This is a genomic window from Sellimonas catena (assembly GCF_027924685.1).
Classification (GTDB): domain Bacteria; phylum Bacillota; class Clostridia; order Lachnospirales; family Lachnospiraceae; genus Sellimonas; species Sellimonas catena.
Genome location: NZ_BSBO01000007.1, coordinates 86,320 through 101,106 on the forward strand (window position 1 = coordinate 86,320; position 14,787 = coordinate 101,106).

Here is a 14,787-nt window from a genome sequence, read left to right on the forward strand (position 1 = left end):
ATGAACCAGAACACAGCGGTGTTTGAGTCGATGCCGGTTGCACAGGCAGTGAGAAAGCAGATTGTACCGGCAATCGCAAGCCAGATGATCGCGTTAATCTATAATCTTGCAGACACATATTTTGTAGGGATGCTGAATGATCCCAATGAGACAGCAGCCATCACGATTGTGTATTCATCTTTCGTGATGCTGACTGCCATTTCAAATCTGTTTGGAGTGGGAGGTGCAAGTGCCCTTTCAAGAGCGCTTGGCGGGAAAAAGACGGAGGATGCCAGAAGGATTGCGTCAATTTCCTTTTGGGGAGGACTAGGATGCGGTATCTTGTTCGCGATTGTATTTTTGATTTTGGCCCGTCCGGTCCTGTTTCTCTGCGGAGCAACCCGGGCAACATATGAGACTGCATTTGCCTATGCTAGATGGGTTGTTGTGATTGGAGGACCTTGGACGATTTTAAATACACTGCTGGCGAATCTGGTACGTGCGGAGGGAAGTGCAGCGCAGGCTGCTATCGGCGTATCCATGGGAGGAATTTTGAATATCATTCTGGATCCTTTTTTTGTACTTCCGGGATTCCTTTCCATGGGAGCAGCAGGAGCGGGGCTTGCCACGGCTGTCTCTAATGTGGCGGCAACGATTTATTTTCTCGTCTATATTGCAAGGAACAAAGGAAAATCTGTGATCAGCATTGCACCGGCGGAACTTCGATACTGGAGACAGTTCCTTGGGCCGATACTGGCAACAGGATTCCCATCGGCTGTGCAGTATGCCCTGACGGTGGTTGCCATTGCGGCACAGTCCCGGTTTGTGGCACAGTACACCACGGAAGCAGTGGCAGGGCTTGGGATTGTCAAGAAGCTGGATCAGCTGCCGCTTTATTTCTCGATTGGAGTGTCAAACGGGATTCTTCCGCTTCTGGCATACAATTATTCGGCAGGCAATCAGGAGCGCAGAAGGGGCGTATTCCGGCTGGGATGTATGATTTCTCTTGCCTTTTCACTTCTGTGCCTGGTTGTTTACGAGATTTTTGCACCGCAGCTTTCGGGTCTGTTTATCAAGGATCCGGTCACAATCCAGTACAGCGCAGGATTTTTACGCAGAATGGTGACTGCCATGCCGATGATGTCGGTCTGCTATCCAATGATTATCCAGTTTCAGGCGATGGGAAAATTCAAGGAGTCTATGGTCTGCTCCATTTTGAGAAAAGGAGTTCTGGATATTCCGCTTTTGTTTTTGATGAATGCGCTTCTGGGACTGAATGGATGTATGTGGGTTCAGCCGATTGTGGATACTATCTCCCTGATTGTCGCAGGCAGATTTTATAGAAAATTGAGAAAGACAGAAGGAATTTGATGGGTCAAATGAGTGAAAAAGATATGGAAAGGCGGGAAGGATAATGATCTATCTGGAGTGGTTTACATTTCCGGACAGTGAAAAGGAATTTGACTTTTTTCTGAAGCAGAAACGTACCTGTTATGATTCCTACTATCCGTTTCAGATTTTGTCCAGTCATCATTTCCGGAGAATTGATTTTGCACCGGTTACCATTCTCTATGGAGGAAACGGGAGCGGAAAAACGACAGCTATCAATGTCATTGCGGAAAAACTGAATCTGGAGAGGGATTCGGTCTTTAATAAATCCAGTTTTTTCGGAGACTATCTGGATTTCTGTGATTATGATACACAGATACCGGTTCCGAAGGGAAGCCGGATCATTACAAGTGACGATGTATTTGACTATATGCTCAATATCCGGAGTATGAACGAGGGAATCGACCGGAAGAAGGAAGAGTTGTTTGAAGATTATCTGGATGTGAAATATTCTCATTTCCGGATGAATTCACTGGATGATTATGAGCAGCTGAAACGGGTGAATAAAGCAAGAAGCAAAACCCAGTCCCGGTTTGTAAGGTCGGAGCTGATGGACAATATCCGGGAGTATTCCAACGGAGAGAGTGCTTTTTTGTATTTTTCAGAGAAGATTACGGAAAATGCACTGTTTCTGCTGGATGAGCCGGAGAACAGTCTGTCACCGGTCAAACAGCAGGAACTGGTGCAGTTTCTTGAAAATGCGGTACGTTTTTTCGGATGTCAGTTTGTGATTTCTACGCACTCACCATTTTTACTGTCCATGAAGGGAGCCAGAATCTATGACCTGGATGAGGATCCCGTGGATGTGAAAAAATGGACGCAGCTGGAAAATGTGAGGGCGTATTATCAGTTTTTTAAAGAGCATGAAGATGAGTTTACAGCATGGTAAAAGGAGGAAGAAACATGGAACATGTAGTATTAGGGAAGACAGGCCTGAAAGTCAATAAAAATGGATTTGGCGCGCTACCGATTCAGCGGATTTCCAAAGAGGACGCAGTTGTTTTACTGCAGAAGGCATTCCAGAATGGTATCAACTATTTTGACACAGCAAGGGCTTACTCCGACAGTGAGGAAAAGATGGGAGCAGCACTTCATGAGGTGCGGGATCAGATCATTATCAGTACCAAAACGGCGGCTCAGAATGGGAAGGACTTCTGGAAGGATCTGGAAATGAGTCTGGAAAAGCTCCAGACCGACTATATTGATCTGTACCAGTTCCACAATCCGTCATTCTGCCCGAAGCCGGGGGATGGTTCCGGCCTTTATGAGGCGGCACTGGAGGCAAAGGAACAGGGAAAGATCCGGCATATCGGAATTACCAACCACCGGATCGCTGTGGCAAAAGAAGCGGTTCTGTCCGGTCTTTATGAGACGCTACAGTTTCCATTTTCCTATCTTGCATCGGAGGAAGAAGTAGAACTTGTAGAATTGTGTCGACAGAAGGAAGTCGGATTTATCGCGATGAAAGGACTTGCCGGAGGGCTGATCCACAATTCTGCTTCTGCTTATGCATTTATGTGCCAGCCGCAGTTTGCCCATGTAGAACCGATCTGGGGGATCCAAAGAGAATGGGAACTGGATGAATTCCTTTCCTATCAGGAACAGGCTCCGGAATTAAATGAAGCGCTTCTGGCGGAAATACAGAAAGATAAAGATCAGCTGGCGGGAGAGTTCTGCCGCGGATGCGGTTATTGTATGCCGTGTCCGGCAGGAATCGAGATCAATAACTGCGCAAGAATGAGTCTGATGTTAAGACGTGCGCCACAGGAAGCGTGGCTGTCTGAGGAGTGGCAGGAAAAGATGAAAAAGATCGAGAACTGTCTCCACTGCGGCAACTGTATGAAGAAGTGTCCGTACGGTCTGAATACACCGGAGCTTTTGAAACGGAACTATGAAGACTACAAAACATTTTTATAAAAATACATAGAATGACAAAACGCAGATATGGCAGGAAAATTTGATTTTCCTGCCATATGTCTGTCTTGATATGAATTTAATATGTCAGATCCTCGCATACGGATTTCAGATTCAGGAAGTTGGTGAGGTAATCTCTTGTTCCTGTTTTTGCGTCCGTACCGGACATATTGAAGCCGCCGAATGGATGCTGCAGAACAACAGCTCCGGTGGACTTTCTGTTGAAGTAGAGATTTCCAACATGGAATTCTACTTTTGCTTTCTGGATATGTTCTCTGTCCTCTGTATATACCGATCCGGTCAGACCATACTCGGTTCCGTTTGCAACTTCCAGCGCTTCGTCAAAGGAATCCACACGGATCACAGCAAGTACCGGTCCGAAGATTTCTTCTTTTGCGATGACAGCGTCTTTTGTAATGTCACGGACAACGGTTGGTTCGATGTAAAAGCCTTTGGAATCGTTATAATTTCCGCCAAAGACAATCGTGCCTTCCTTGCGTGCTGTTTCGATATAGCCGGAGATCCGGTCAAATGCGTTCTGGTTGATGACCGGGCCCATCGGAAGATCATCACGTCCGCTTCCCTGATTTTCTTTGAGTTCTTTTGCGCAGGCAACGATTTCTTCTACAAATGCATCATATACATCGCTTAATACGACTGCTCTGGAGCATGCGGAGCATTTCTGTCCCTGGAAAGAGAACGCTGAATTTGCGATTCCGGCAGCGGCACGTTTCAGGTCTGCGGAAGAATCTACGATAATCGCATTCTTTCCACCCATTTCTGCTACGACACGTTTGATCCAGATCTGGCCTTCGGAAACTTCTGCTGCCTTCTGGCTGATGCGCAGTCCCACTTCTTTCGAACCGGTAAAGTTTACGAAGTGTGTCAGCGGATGCTGTACAATATAATCCCCGATGACGGAACCGGATCCAGGAATGAAATTGATAACGCCGTCCGGGAAACCTGCTTTTTCGCAGAGTTCTACGAATTTATAAGCTACGATCGGTGTGTCGGAAGACGGCTTGCAAACAATAGTGTTGCCTGTGATGACGGCAGAAACAACCATGCCTGCAAGAAGAGAAAGCGGGAAGTTCCACGGTGGAACAGCTACACCGACTCCGATCGGAATGTAGATGCATTTACATTCTTCTTCTGTGTCTACCAGTTCCAGGCCTTTATCAAGCTCACGCATATGCATGATGTAGGAGTTGAAAAAGTCCAGAGCTTCACAGAGCTCTCCGTCTGCTTCGCCCCAGTTTTTGCCGCTTTCTTCAATGCTCCAGGCATCGATGAGAAAACGGTTTTTCTTCATGAGGTCCACCAGTCTGCGAACACAGCAGATCCGTTCCTCGGCAGGAGTTCTGCTCCATGTCTGAAATGCTTTATGTGCTGTCTGAATCGCTTTATCTGCAAGCTCCTGATCACAGGAACTGACCTGTCCTAGGACTTCTTTCGTTGATGGCGCGATAGAAACAATCTTTTTGTCTGTCATAATGCGTTCGCCGCCGATAATCAAAGGATAATCCTGGCCTTTTTCTTTATCTACCTGTTCAAATGCTTTGAGCATTGCTTCTTTGTTTTCTGGAATCGAAAAATCCAATTCTGGTGAATTCTTAAATCCTTTTAACATGCATATACCTCCTGTTTTGTATATTTTTACACTACAACAAATATATTATCATTTTCGATTTCGCACGTCAATGCTTTAATTTGACGAAAACTGATAAAAAGGGGAAAAAAGACGATTGATGAAGAAAGACACATTTGAAAAAACGTAGAAAAAGAGCATAAATATGCAAATAAAAAAGGGAAACTCAAAAGTTGAAAAGAAACGTTGCGGATAGATAAGAAAACGAAAATGTGGTACAATTTAACCATAAAAGTAAGGAAACAAGGGAGGAAAGAATGAAAAATTTACTGGTATGTATTGATATTGGAGGAACTTCCATGAAAGCTGGAGTCTGTGATATGGAAGGAAGGATTACAGGTCAGGAAATCCTCCCGATTCATCAGGAGTTTGCGGCATTGATGAAGGAAATTCAGGCATTTGTTAAAAAGTCGGAAAGGAAAGGCAGGATTCTGGGAATTGCAGTGAGTGCCCCGGGAGCAGTTGATGTATCAACAGGAGTGATTGGAGGAAAAAGTGCGGTTTCAGGTATTCACGGGCCAGCCTGGATTGAGGAACTTCAGAAATGCTTCGGACTGCCGGCAAGTATTGAAAATGATGCAAATTGTGCCGCTATGGCCGAAGTAACTTTTGGAAACGGGAGAGGATGTAAAAATCTGGCTTTTGTAGTATGCGGTACGGGGATTGGCGGAGCAGTCGTGATAGATGGAAAAATCTGTCATGGTTCACATTTGTATGGCGGGGAATTTGGTTGTATGGTGATGAGAGATGACGAGGGAAAGCTTAGTACGTTTTCTTTACAGGCTTCTACAATGTCACTTGTGCGAAGAGTCCGGAAGGTTTATCCAGATCAGGAATGGGATGGAAGACGGGTGTTTGAGGAAGCGGAAAAGAATGATTCCGTCTGCCGGGCTGCCGTTTCCTGCTTTTACAGAAAGCTTGCCGAAGGAATTTATAATATTCAGCATGTTTATGATCCTGAGAGAATTTTGCTGGGCGGAGGAATCAGCAGCCGCGAAAACTTTTCGGATGAAGTGCAGAAATATCTTCAGGATCTTGCGAAGGAGGTGGAAAAAGCTGCAGGGACAAAAGTTATTGTTCCGGATGTAAGAGTATGCAGTTATCGGAAAGATGCCAATCTGGCCGGAGCTGCAGCAGTATTTATGCAGAAGTACCCGGAAACTGCCGGGAGATAAGGAGGAAAAATGGATAAAAAGGCAATGTATCGATTAAGCTATGGACTTTTTGTTGTAACTGCAAAGGAGGGGGAAAAGGATAATGGATGTATTACTAATACGGTAATGCAGGTGACCTCATCACCTAATAGAATTTCTCTCGCAGTGAACAAGGAAAACTACACACATGATATGATTCTTCATACAGGAAAATTTAGTGTTTCCGTGATTTCTGAACAGGCTTCATTTGATCTGTTCCGGCATTTTGGGTTTCAAAGTGGAAAAGACAAGGATAAATTCGAAGATTTTCAAAATGTTCAACGGAAAGAAAATGGACTGTATGTGATTACCGAAGGAACGAATGCATGGCTTTCAGCTAAAGTAATTCAGTCGATAGATCTGGGATCGCATACGCTTTTTCTTGCAGAGGTGGAAGATGGCGAAGTAATATCGGAAAGCCCGTCTGCAACCTATGCATATTATCAAAATGTGATAAAACCAAAAACGGAAACAACAAAAAAGACCGGATGGAGATGCCGGATATGCGGATATATTTATGAAGGAGAGGAACTTCCGGCAGATTTTATCTGTCCGATTTGCAAGCATGGGGCGGAAGATTTTGAAAAAATCTGACAGAGTCTGTTGACAAATGAAATTATCGTACTATAATAGTTCACTGAGAAACGGTTTCTTAGTGAACTATTATTTTCGCTAAAAATGAACCGGGAGGTGAAATCATGTATAAATTCGGAGAACTATGGAACGGACTTCGAAGTATGTTGCGGCTATATGAAAAAATGATGAAAAATGTATGCAGAAAATATGGCTTATCGATGGTAGAGGTAGATATTATAGCTTTTCTGAAAAATCATCCCATGAAAGATACGGCAGCGGATATTGTAGAATTCAGGATGCTTTCTAAAGCAGCTGTTTCAAAAGGAGCGGAACTTTTGATTCAAAAAGGGCTTCTGGAACGAAATCCGGATCAAAAAGACAGGCGGAAAGTACATCTGATTTTAACAGAAGATGCGCAGCCGATTATGTATGATGTTCAACAAGTGCAGGAGTCCTATGCGGCTCAACTGTTGGATGGATTTTCAGAAGAAGAATATGAAACTTATATTCACCTGAAAGGGCGTATTCTTGAAAATGTGAAAATCGGAGAAGAAAGAGGGTATGACCATGAATGACGAGAAAGAATTTCTAGGCAGGGAACCGGTCGGGAAGCTTCTGTTAAGACTGGCACTTCCCACGGTTGCTGCCCAGCTGATCAATATGCTTTACAATATCGTAGACCGAATGTACATCGGACATATTCCGGAGATCGGAGCGACAGCTCTGACGGGAGTCGGGGTATGCATGCCGCTGATTCTGATTGTGTCTGCTTTTGCGGCACTTGTAGGTTACGGCGGTGCTCCCAGAGCATCTATCGCAATGGGAAGAAAAGATAATGAAGCAGCAGAAAAGATCCTGGGAAACTGCTTTACGCTTCAGATTATTATTTCCATTATCCTGACAGTGGTTCTTCTGATCTGGAACAGAGACTTCCTGATGGCATTCGGCGCAAGTGAGAATACGATTGACTATGGCGTAAGCTATATGAATATCTACGCACTTGGAACCCTGTTTGTAGAAGTAACACTGGGAATGAATTCTTTTATCACTGCTCAGGGATTTGCAAAGACGGGAATGCTTTCTGTACTGATCGGTGCAGTTGCCAATATTATCCTGGATCCGGTCTTTATTTTCGGATTTAATATGGATGTCCGGGGAGCTGCCCTTGCGACAATTATTTCTCAGGCACTTTCCTGTATCTGGGTCGTACATTTCCTCTGCGGAAAGAAAACAACACTGAAAATCCGCCGGAAAAATATCGGCATACAGCCTAAAATTGTGCTTCCATGTCTTGCGCTTGGTACCTCGGTTTTCGTAATGCAGGCAAGTGAAAGTGTTATTTCTGTGTGCTTTAACTCTTCCCTCCAGAAATACGGAGGAGACATTGCAGTTGGAGCGATGACCATTCTGACCAGTGTTATGCAGTTTGCAATGCTTCCGCTTCAGGGTCTTGGACAGGGCGCGCAGCCGATTATCAGTTATAACTACGGATCCAAAAACGTGGACAGGGTACGGGCAACGTATAAGCTGCTTCTGAAAGTCAGTCTGGCATATTCTGTGCTTTTGTGGCTTCTGATTATGCTGTTCCCGCAGGCATTTGCCGCAATGTTTACAACAGATCCGGAACTGATGGAATTTACAAAAACCGCACTTCGTATTTATATGGCGGCGACATTGATTTTCGGAATACAGATTGCATGTCAGATGACCTTTAATGCGCTGGGAAATGCAGTGGAATCTATCGTAGTTGCGGTAGTAAGAAAAATCATACTGCTGATTCCGCTGATCTATCTGATGCCGATGATTTTGTCATCTGATCCGGTAAAAGCAGTCTACATGGCAGAACCGATTGCCGATATCATTGCCGTTACATTTACAGCAATTCTGTTTTATTTCCGGTTTAAGAAGACACTCGCAAAATTACAATAAGCAACGAAAAGAATCCTGCAATGTCAGGGTTCTTTTGCTATACAGAAGTTTTACTTTCCAGTATAATAGATAGAAAAGCAGCAGAAGTGAATCAAAAGGGAGGTCCAGTTATGAGAAGTACATTGCAGAAGTTTGACGGGCGGGCGCAGGATTATGTTGTGGGCAGACCGGTATATGCGCAGGAATTTGTGGAGGCATTGTTCCGGGATTATGGATTTTCCAGTGACTCGGTTATTGCAGACATCGGGTCCGGTACCGGAAAATTTGCAGGACAGTTGCTGGAACGCGGGTGTACTGTGTATGGTGTAGAGCCAAACGATGATATGAAGGAAAAGGCAGTGGAAGAACTTTCCGGATTTTTGCGGTTCTACCCGGTAAAAGGAACAGAAGCCGGAACCACTCTGGAAGATCATTCCGCTGATTTCGTCACAACCGCCCAGGCATTTCACTGGTTTGATGTGCCGGCTTTTGCAAAGGAGTGCCGGAGAATCCTGAAGCCCGGCGGAAAGGTCTTTCTGATCTGGAATGTGAGGGATATGAACGACCAACTGAATCAGGAGGCATACGAAATCTACCGGAACTACTGTCCGGATTTCAAAGGGTACAGCGGCGGAATTCAGAAAGACGATGAACGAATCCGGGCATTTTTTGATGACAGATATCAGTACATAGAGTTTGCAAATCCGCTTTATTACTCAGAAGAGACGTTTATCAGCAGAAGCCTGTCCGGCTCCTATTCGCTGAAAGAAGGAGATGCACGTTATCAGGAATATCTGAAAGCACTGCGGGATCTGTTTGCGAAGTATCAGAAGGATGGAATATTGACAATGGGTAACCATACGGCTGCATATTTTGGGATACTGTAACACCAGGGGAGGCGAGAAAAACATGAATGATGCAGAACTTTTGTTTTTTGAGAAATATCCGAATGCGCTTCCATTATATGAGAAACTCAAAGAACGGATTCTGGATGAAATTACGGGTGTGCAGATGAAAGTGCAAAAGACACAGATTTCTTTTATTAATAAGCACTTTTTTGCTTGTGTTTCGTTTGTAAAAGTGCGAAAGGTAAAGGACAGGCCGGATCCATGGCTTGTTGTGACTTTTGGTCTGGAGTACAAAGTGGAGTCGTCAAGAATTGATGCAGCTACGGAACCATATCCGAACAGATGGACACATCATGTGCTGATTTCCAGTGTGGAGGAAGTGGATGACGAATTAATGGACTGGATAAAGGAAGCCAGCGATTTTGCATTACGAAAGTAAAGAGGGTGTATTTGCATGGTAAAACCGGAAAAAGGGAAGCGGATATCTAAAATTGATACTTATTTAAACTGTGCTGAGACATTTGCATACAGAAGTACCTGTCTGAAAAGGAAGTACGGTGCGGTAATTGTAAAAGATGATGTGGTCGTTTCGACGGGATATAACGGATCGCCGAGAGGTTTTGAGAATTGCTGTGATAAGGGGACCTGTCCGAGAATGGAGAAAAATATGCATCAGGGAGAAGGGTATGGTGTATGCAGAGCGATTCATGCAGAGGCTAATGCGCTGTTAAACTGTTCCAGACTTCAGACCACAGGAGCAGACTTATATCTTACCGGTGTCAATCCGGAAGATAATTCGATTCATAAGGCGAATCCATGCCCGATGTGCGCCAGAAGTATCATTCAGGCAGGGATACGGAATGTCATTATGAGAACCGGAGAAGGACCGGAGCAATATACGATTGTTCCGGCAAAGGAGTTAAAATGGTATCTGGACGACAGTAATGTTTAATTTGAAATTTAGAATATAATAAGTCAGAAAGTAAAAGGGAGGAGAAAAGAAATGGAAAGCAATCTTACAAGAGAAGAAGCGTGGAATCTTTTAAAAACTTATAATCAGGAGGAGTTTCATCTCCGTCATGCGGTTACCGTGGAGACTGTTATGCGCTGGTATGCAGAGGAACTCGGATATGGAGAGGAGAAAGAATACTGGGGAATCGTCGGTCTGCTTCACGATATTGATTTTGAACAGTTTCCGGGAGAACACTGTAAGAAAGCGCCGGAACTTCTGGAAAAGGGAGGAGCGAGTAAGGAGCTGATTCATTCGGTCTGCTCCCACGGATATGGTGTGTGCAGTGATGTGGAGCCGGTGCATGAGATGGAAAAAGTGCTTTTTGCAGCAGATGAATTGACCGGACTGATTTGGGCGGCAGCTCTGATGCGTCCATCGAAAAGTGTGTCAGATATGGAAGTATCCAGTGTGAAGAAGAAATTTAAAGACAAACGGTTTGCGGCCGGATGCTCCAGAGAAATTATCCGAACAGGAGCAGAGCAGCTTGGATGGGAATTAAACGATCTGTTCGATAAAACACTTCGTGCCATGCAGGCTGGTGAGAAAGAGATCGAAGAAAAAATGGCGGAGATTTCCGCTTCTTAGACAGGAAAGGGAAGGAGCGTAGAAAAATGAGAGTTCCAGAAATGACAATTCGCGCAAAAGGGCAAGCGATTATTTTACGGACTGCCACGGAGCAGGATGCACAGATGCTGATTGACTATCTGAAAAAGACCTGTGCGGAAACCAGATTTCTTGCAAAAGAACCGGAGGAAATTCAGATGACAGTAGAGCAGGAAGAACAATTTATAAAAAGAACCAATGATTCCCAAACAGATCTGATGCTTCTTGCTTTTTTGAATGGAACCTTTATAGGAAACTGTTCCTTCACCGGAGTATCGACATCCCGTTATCGACACCGAGCAACGATGGGCATTGCACTCTACCAGAAATACACAGGCATGGGAATCGGACGTGCCATGATCGAAAAACTTCTGGAGATTGCAAAGGAAAAAGGATACGAACAGATGGAACTGGAAGTAGTTGCTGACAATCAAAGAGCAATTCGTCTTTATGAAAGCATTGGCTTTCAGATGTACGGAAAGCTGCCTGATAATATGAAATATTTGGACGGCACCTATGCAGATGCATACTGGATGATGAAAAAATTGTAATGAAGGAAAATAGACAGGTATCAAACAGTATGCTATACTTAATAACTAGTAGAGGGGGAGAAAGGGGAGAGAAAAATGGCATTAACACAGGAAGATTTACAAAGTATTCAAAACTTGATGTTTGGTATGGAAGACCGGCTTGTGGCCCGAATGGATGAGCAGAACCAGAATCTGGAAGACCGGCTTGTGGCCCGAATGGATGAGCAGAATCAGAAACTCAGAGATGAACTTGTAACCAGAATGGATGAGCAGAACCAAAAACTCCGGGATGACCTGACAACAAGAATGGATGAACAGAACCAAAAACTTCGGGATGACCTGATAGCCAGAATGGATATAAAGGGACGGGAGTTGGAAAATAGTATCCTGGAAGAGGTGGATCGTGTCCAGGAAATCAGTACGAAGCATTACAATCGTCTGGATATGAAGATCGACAATCTAACAAAAGTAGTAAATGGGATTCAGATGGAGACAGGAACGATTCAGCTCCTTGTAGAAAATGTATCTGATCTGCAGGAGAGGGTCGGAAAGCTTGAAAAGATCGTGTACCATACAGCATAAGGAACAAAGAGAAGAAGGGCATCAGCCTTTCTCCTCTTTTCGGTATTGGGTCGGAGTGCGGCCCTTTTTCTGTTTGAAGAGGCGGGAAAAGTAGAGCGCATCATCATATCCGACAGATCTGGCAATATCGTTGATTGTAAGGTCGGTATCTTTTAACAGTGTGCAGGCTCGCCGGATCCGATAGTCAAGCAGATATTCCTGAGGAGAACTGCCGGTGATATCTTTGAACAGGCGGTAAAGATAAGTGCGTTCAATATTCAGATGGTCGGCGATGACCTGAATATTGACAGGATGGGCGTAATTATTCTCAATATAGCGCAGTGCCTCCTCCACATAAGAGATCTTTTTTTCTTTCGGCGGGATGTATGCCCGTGGGAATTTACTCGCCAGGAGGTAAAGATATTCATAAAGGATGCTGTTCATCATGAGGTCGCGGTTTTCCGGAAGCTGGTACGCTTCAAACATTTTTTCATGGCACAGTCTGACACGGTCGTCCTTCCCGTAGTGGAAATAAGGCGTTTCCAGAAGAGAGGTTCGTTTCAGATACTCTTCGATCTTGATACCCTGGAAACCAATCCAGGTATAGGTCCATGGATCGTACTTATCCGCTTCATAGTAAATCAGCGTATTGGGACGGATCAGAAAGGCATCTCCCTCGGAAAGATGGTAAAGATGTCCGTCTGTTTTATAAATGCCTTTTCCTTTTAAAATATAATGAATCAGATAGCCGCTGCGCACAACAGGGCCATAACTGTGGGACGGCACACAGGTTTCAAAACCGCAGGTATAGATCATGGCGTCGAGATTGCGGGAAAAATCATTTGAAAAAATATAATCCTTCATAAATCCTCCAAGAACCAACAAAACTATATAGTTAAACAACATTTGTCTATATTATATTCAGTATAAACCGTTATAATTAGAATTACAAGAACAAAGAATACAGCATTTGTTCATACCGCGGTGAAACAGCAGGAGTGTACATAACTGCATCATGAGGATTGAATTTTTATGGGAGGTATCAAGCATGGATGCGGAAAAAAGACAACGATACGAAAATATATCATCCGAACTTGTCAGGCTTTCGGGCGGAAGAAACAATATTTTAGGAATCGCCCACTGTGCGACACGTCTGAGACTTGTTCTGGAAGATAATGATAAGGCAGATATCAAGGCGATTGAAGATGTGGATCTGGTAAAAGGTGTGTTTGTGGCAGGGGATCAGCTTCAGATCATTTTTGGAGCAGGGCTGGTAAATGATGTATGCCAGGTGCTTGCAGAATCTATCCATATGGACAGTATGAGCCTTGGAGATCTGAAAACAAAAGCAAATAAGAGGATGAATCCACTGCAGAGAGCAGTCAAGGCTCTTTCTGATGTATTTATTGAAATCATGCCGGGAATCCTGGCAGCAGCTCTTTTAACCGGACTTTCCAGTGTACTTGGAAATCTGCAGATTGTGGAAGACAACGCAACACTTTATGGAATTGCACGGCTGATTAATATTTCCTCCGGTGCGATCTTCGGATTCCTGCCTCTGTGTGTTGCGTACAGTACGGTCAAACGGTTTGGCGGAAGGCCGATCATGGGTATTGTAATCGGCTGTATCATGCTGACGAACAGTCTGGCAGATGCCAGTGCGGCAGCACAGGGAACGGTGGAAGTAACTACACTCCATATTTTTGGACTTCCGGTTGACCTGATCGGTTTCCAGGGCGGTATTATTGTCGCGCTGCTGATTGGTATTGTTACTGCAAAACTTGATATTTTCTTTGAGAAGAAAGTACCGGAAGTGATCCGTCTGCTTGTATCACCACTTTTGACAACACTTGTCAGCTCCTTCCTTTTGTTTATGATTATCGGACCGGTAGGAAGAGGACTTGCAAATGGAATTACGAGCGTACTTGTATGGATGACTCAGAACCTTGGAGTGATTGGATACGCGGCATTCTCCGGGGTACAGCAGCTAATCGTTATTACCGGTCTTCATCACGTATTTGGCGCAATTGAATCACAGCTTCTTGTCGATACCGGAAGAAACTTTTTAAATCCGCTGATGTCTGTAGCAATCATTGCACAGGGCGGGGCAGTACTTGGATATCTTGCAAGAAATTTAAAAGATGCAAAGGCAAAAGAATTATGTATTCCAAGTTTTATTTCCGTACTGTTTGGAATTACGGAGCCGGCACTGTTTGGTGTGAACTTAAGATATCGTTATCCACTGATCGGCGGATGTATCGGCGGAGCAATTGGAGGTGCAGTTGTTTATTTCACAGATCTTGCGGCACTTGGATTTGGAACCACAGTAGTACCGGGAATCGCACTTGCAGACCCGGCACACAATGGATATATCAATTATATCATTGCTCATGTGATTGCGCTTGCGGCAGGCTTCCTCTGTATGTGTCAAGTAATCGTTGGCACTTTTTCTTCTTTTTTTGATATCAGTTTATTTCTTTTATTTTCAGACAATTCAGTTCGGACTTTATCTGATCATTTTATGTTTCTTTTTAACAGAATGCTCTTGCAAGGGCTTTCCTCGATGCTGTCCGCATTGCGTCCAATAGCGGCATATGATGCGTAATCGTCTCTACATATGGATTCC

At 44.3% G+C, this 14,787-nt stretch carries 16 protein-coding genes; 14 read left to right on the forward strand and 2 right to left on the reverse strand.

Annotated features, from left to right (window positions below; genetic code table 11):
• The 3 genes from Selli1_RS04940 to Selli1_RS04950 are packed head-to-tail and all read left to right on the forward strand — an operon-like array spanning position 1 to position 3,285.
• Complete coding sequence (locus Selli1_RS04940) at positions 1–1,350, forward strand: MATE family efflux transporter (protein WP_281872422.1); 1,350 nt, start codon at positions 1–3, stop codon at positions 1,348–1,350.
• Positions 1,351–1,393: 43 nt separating this feature from the next.
• Positions 1,394–2,257, forward strand: a complete 864-nt coding sequence (locus Selli1_RS04945; RefSeq protein ID WP_281872423.1) for an AAA family ATPase — start codon at positions 1,394–1,396, stop codon at positions 2,255–2,257.
• Between the two features lie 14 nt (positions 2,258–2,271).
• Positions 2,272–3,285, forward strand: coding sequence for an aldo/keto reductase (locus Selli1_RS04950; protein WP_281872425.1), 1,014 nt, complete (start codon positions 2,272–2,274; stop codon positions 3,283–3,285).
• A gap of 76 nt (positions 3,286–3,361) precedes the next feature.
• On the opposite strand, the gene Selli1_RS04955 is transcribed toward Selli1_RS04950, so the two are convergent.
• Positions 3,362–4,912: an L-glutamate gamma-semialdehyde dehydrogenase gene (locus Selli1_RS04955; RefSeq protein ID WP_281872426.1), complete on the reverse strand. Its 1,551-nt coding sequence runs from the start codon at positions 4,910–4,912 to the stop codon at positions 3,362–3,364.
• A 275-nt stretch (positions 4,913–5,187) separates the two neighbouring features.
• Here Selli1_RS04955 and Selli1_RS04960 point away from each other — a divergent pair, with 275 nt between their 5' ends.
• The 10 genes from Selli1_RS04960 to Selli1_RS05005 all read left to right on the forward strand — a co-directional run bounded on the left by Selli1_RS04960 (position 5,188) and on the right by Selli1_RS05005 (position 12,182).
• Entirely contained in the window at positions 5,188–6,105 is a 918-nt protein-coding gene (locus Selli1_RS04960) for an ROK family protein (protein WP_191427844.1), read from the forward strand.
• A gap of 9 nt (positions 6,106–6,114) precedes the next feature.
• Positions 6,115–6,717, forward strand: coding sequence for a flavin reductase (locus tag Selli1_RS04965; protein WP_087167951.1), 603 nt, complete (start codon positions 6,115–6,117; stop codon positions 6,715–6,717).
• A gap of 104 nt (positions 6,718–6,821) precedes the next feature.
• Positions 6,822–7,274: a MarR family winged helix-turn-helix transcriptional regulator gene (locus tag Selli1_RS04970; protein ID WP_087167950.1), complete on the forward strand. Its 453-nt coding sequence runs from the start codon at positions 6,822–6,824 to the stop codon at positions 7,272–7,274.
• Positions 7,267–8,628 (forward strand): MATE family efflux transporter, encoded by a 1,362-nt coding sequence (locus tag Selli1_RS04975; RefSeq protein ID WP_281872428.1) that lies wholly within the window; start codon positions 7,267–7,269, stop codon positions 8,626–8,628. Before Selli1_RS04970 ends, Selli1_RS04975 begins: the two co-directional genes overlap by 8 nt.
• A gap of 110 nt (positions 8,629–8,738) precedes the next feature.
• Positions 8,739–9,494: a class I SAM-dependent methyltransferase gene (locus Selli1_RS04980; protein WP_281845608.1), complete on the forward strand. Its 756-nt coding sequence runs from the start codon at positions 8,739–8,741 to the stop codon at positions 9,492–9,494.
• A gap of 22 nt (positions 9,495–9,516) precedes the next feature.
• Positions 9,517–9,894: a DUF5655 domain-containing protein gene (locus tag Selli1_RS04985; RefSeq protein ID WP_281845607.1), complete on the forward strand. Its 378-nt coding sequence runs from the start codon at positions 9,517–9,519 to the stop codon at positions 9,892–9,894.
• A 15-nt stretch (positions 9,895–9,909) separates the two neighbouring features.
• Entirely contained in the window at positions 9,910–10,407 is a 498-nt protein-coding gene (locus Selli1_RS04990; RefSeq protein WP_281845606.1) for a deoxycytidylate deaminase, read from the forward strand.
• 51 nt (positions 10,408–10,458) lie between these two features.
• Entirely contained in the window at positions 10,459–11,052 is a 594-nt protein-coding gene (locus Selli1_RS04995) for a hydrolase (RefSeq protein WP_087251989.1), read from the forward strand.
• Positions 11,053–11,078: 26 nt separating this feature from the next.
• Positions 11,079–11,621: a GNAT family N-acetyltransferase gene (locus tag Selli1_RS05000; RefSeq protein ID WP_087251988.1), complete on the forward strand. Its 543-nt coding sequence runs from the start codon at positions 11,079–11,081 to the stop codon at positions 11,619–11,621.
• A gap of 75 nt (positions 11,622–11,696) precedes the next feature.
• Complete coding sequence (locus tag Selli1_RS05005) at positions 11,697–12,182, forward strand: hypothetical protein (protein ID WP_087251987.1); 486 nt, start codon at positions 11,697–11,699, stop codon at positions 12,180–12,182.
• A gap of 21 nt (positions 12,183–12,203) precedes the next feature.
• Here the strand turns inward: Selli1_RS05005 and Selli1_RS05010 are convergent, their stop codons facing one another.
• The gene (locus tag Selli1_RS05010; protein WP_281872429.1) at positions 12,204–13,025 is read right to left on the reverse strand and encodes an AraC family transcriptional regulator; all 822 of its coding nucleotides are present in this window, start codon (positions 13,023–13,025) and stop codon (positions 12,204–12,206) included.
• A 184-nt stretch (positions 13,026–13,209) separates the two neighbouring features.
• Between Selli1_RS05010 and Selli1_RS05015 the strand changes: the two genes are divergently transcribed.
• A complete protein-coding gene (locus Selli1_RS05015) occupies positions 13,210–14,766 on the forward strand; it encodes a PTS transporter subunit EIIC (protein ID WP_281872430.1) in 1,557 nt (518 codons plus the stop codon).
• Positions 14,767–14,787 lie beyond the last annotated feature (21 nt).

Coding starts and splice junctions, on each gene's coding strand:
- Selli1_RS04970 (WP_087167950.1), top strand. CDS start 6,822: ATGTATAAATTCGGAGAACTATGGAACGGACTTCGAAGTATGTTGCGG.
- Selli1_RS04960 (WP_191427844.1), top strand. CDS start 5,188: ATGAAAAATTTACTGGTATGTATTGATATTGGAGGAACTTCCATGAAA.
- Selli1_RS05010 (WP_281872429.1), bottom strand. CDS start 13,025: ATGAAGGATTATATTTTTTCAAATGATTTTTCCCGCAATCTCGACGCC.
- Selli1_RS04945 (WP_281872423.1), top strand. CDS start 1,394: ATGATCTATCTGGAGTGGTTTACATTTCCGGACAGTGAAAAGGAATTT.
- Selli1_RS04985 (WP_281845607.1), top strand. CDS start 9,517: ATGAATGATGCAGAACTTTTGTTTTTTGAGAAATATCCGAATGCGCTT.
- Selli1_RS04990 (WP_281845606.1), top strand. CDS start 9,910: ATGGTAAAACCGGAAAAAGGGAAGCGGATATCTAAAATTGATACTTAT.
- Selli1_RS04950 (WP_281872425.1), top strand. CDS start 2,272: ATGGAACATGTAGTATTAGGGAAGACAGGCCTGAAAGTCAATAAAAAT.
- Selli1_RS04995 (WP_087251989.1), top strand. CDS start 10,459: ATGGAAAGCAATCTTACAAGAGAAGAAGCGTGGAATCTTTTAAAAACT.
- Selli1_RS04975 (WP_281872428.1), top strand. CDS start 7,267: ATGAATGACGAGAAAGAATTTCTAGGCAGGGAACCGGTCGGGAAGCTT.
- Selli1_RS05005 (WP_087251987.1), top strand. CDS start 11,697: ATGGCATTAACACAGGAAGATTTACAAAGTATTCAAAACTTGATGTTT.
- Selli1_RS05015 (WP_281872430.1), top strand. CDS start 13,210: ATGGATGCGGAAAAAAGACAACGATACGAAAATATATCATCCGAACTT.
- Selli1_RS05000 (WP_087251988.1), top strand. CDS start 11,079: ATGAGAGTTCCAGAAATGACAATTCGCGCAAAAGGGCAAGCGATTATT.
- Selli1_RS04980 (WP_281845608.1), top strand. CDS start 8,739: ATGAGAAGTACATTGCAGAAGTTTGACGGGCGGGCGCAGGATTATGTT.
- Selli1_RS04940 (WP_281872422.1), top strand. CDS start 1: ATGAACCAGAACACAGCGGTGTTTGAGTCGATGCCGGTTGCACAGGCA.
- Selli1_RS04965 (WP_087167951.1), top strand. CDS start 6,115: ATGGATAAAAAGGCAATGTATCGATTAAGCTATGGACTTTTTGTTGTA.
- Selli1_RS04955 (WP_281872426.1), bottom strand. CDS start 4,912: ATGTTAAAAGGATTTAAGAATTCACCAGAATTGGATTTTTCGATTCCA.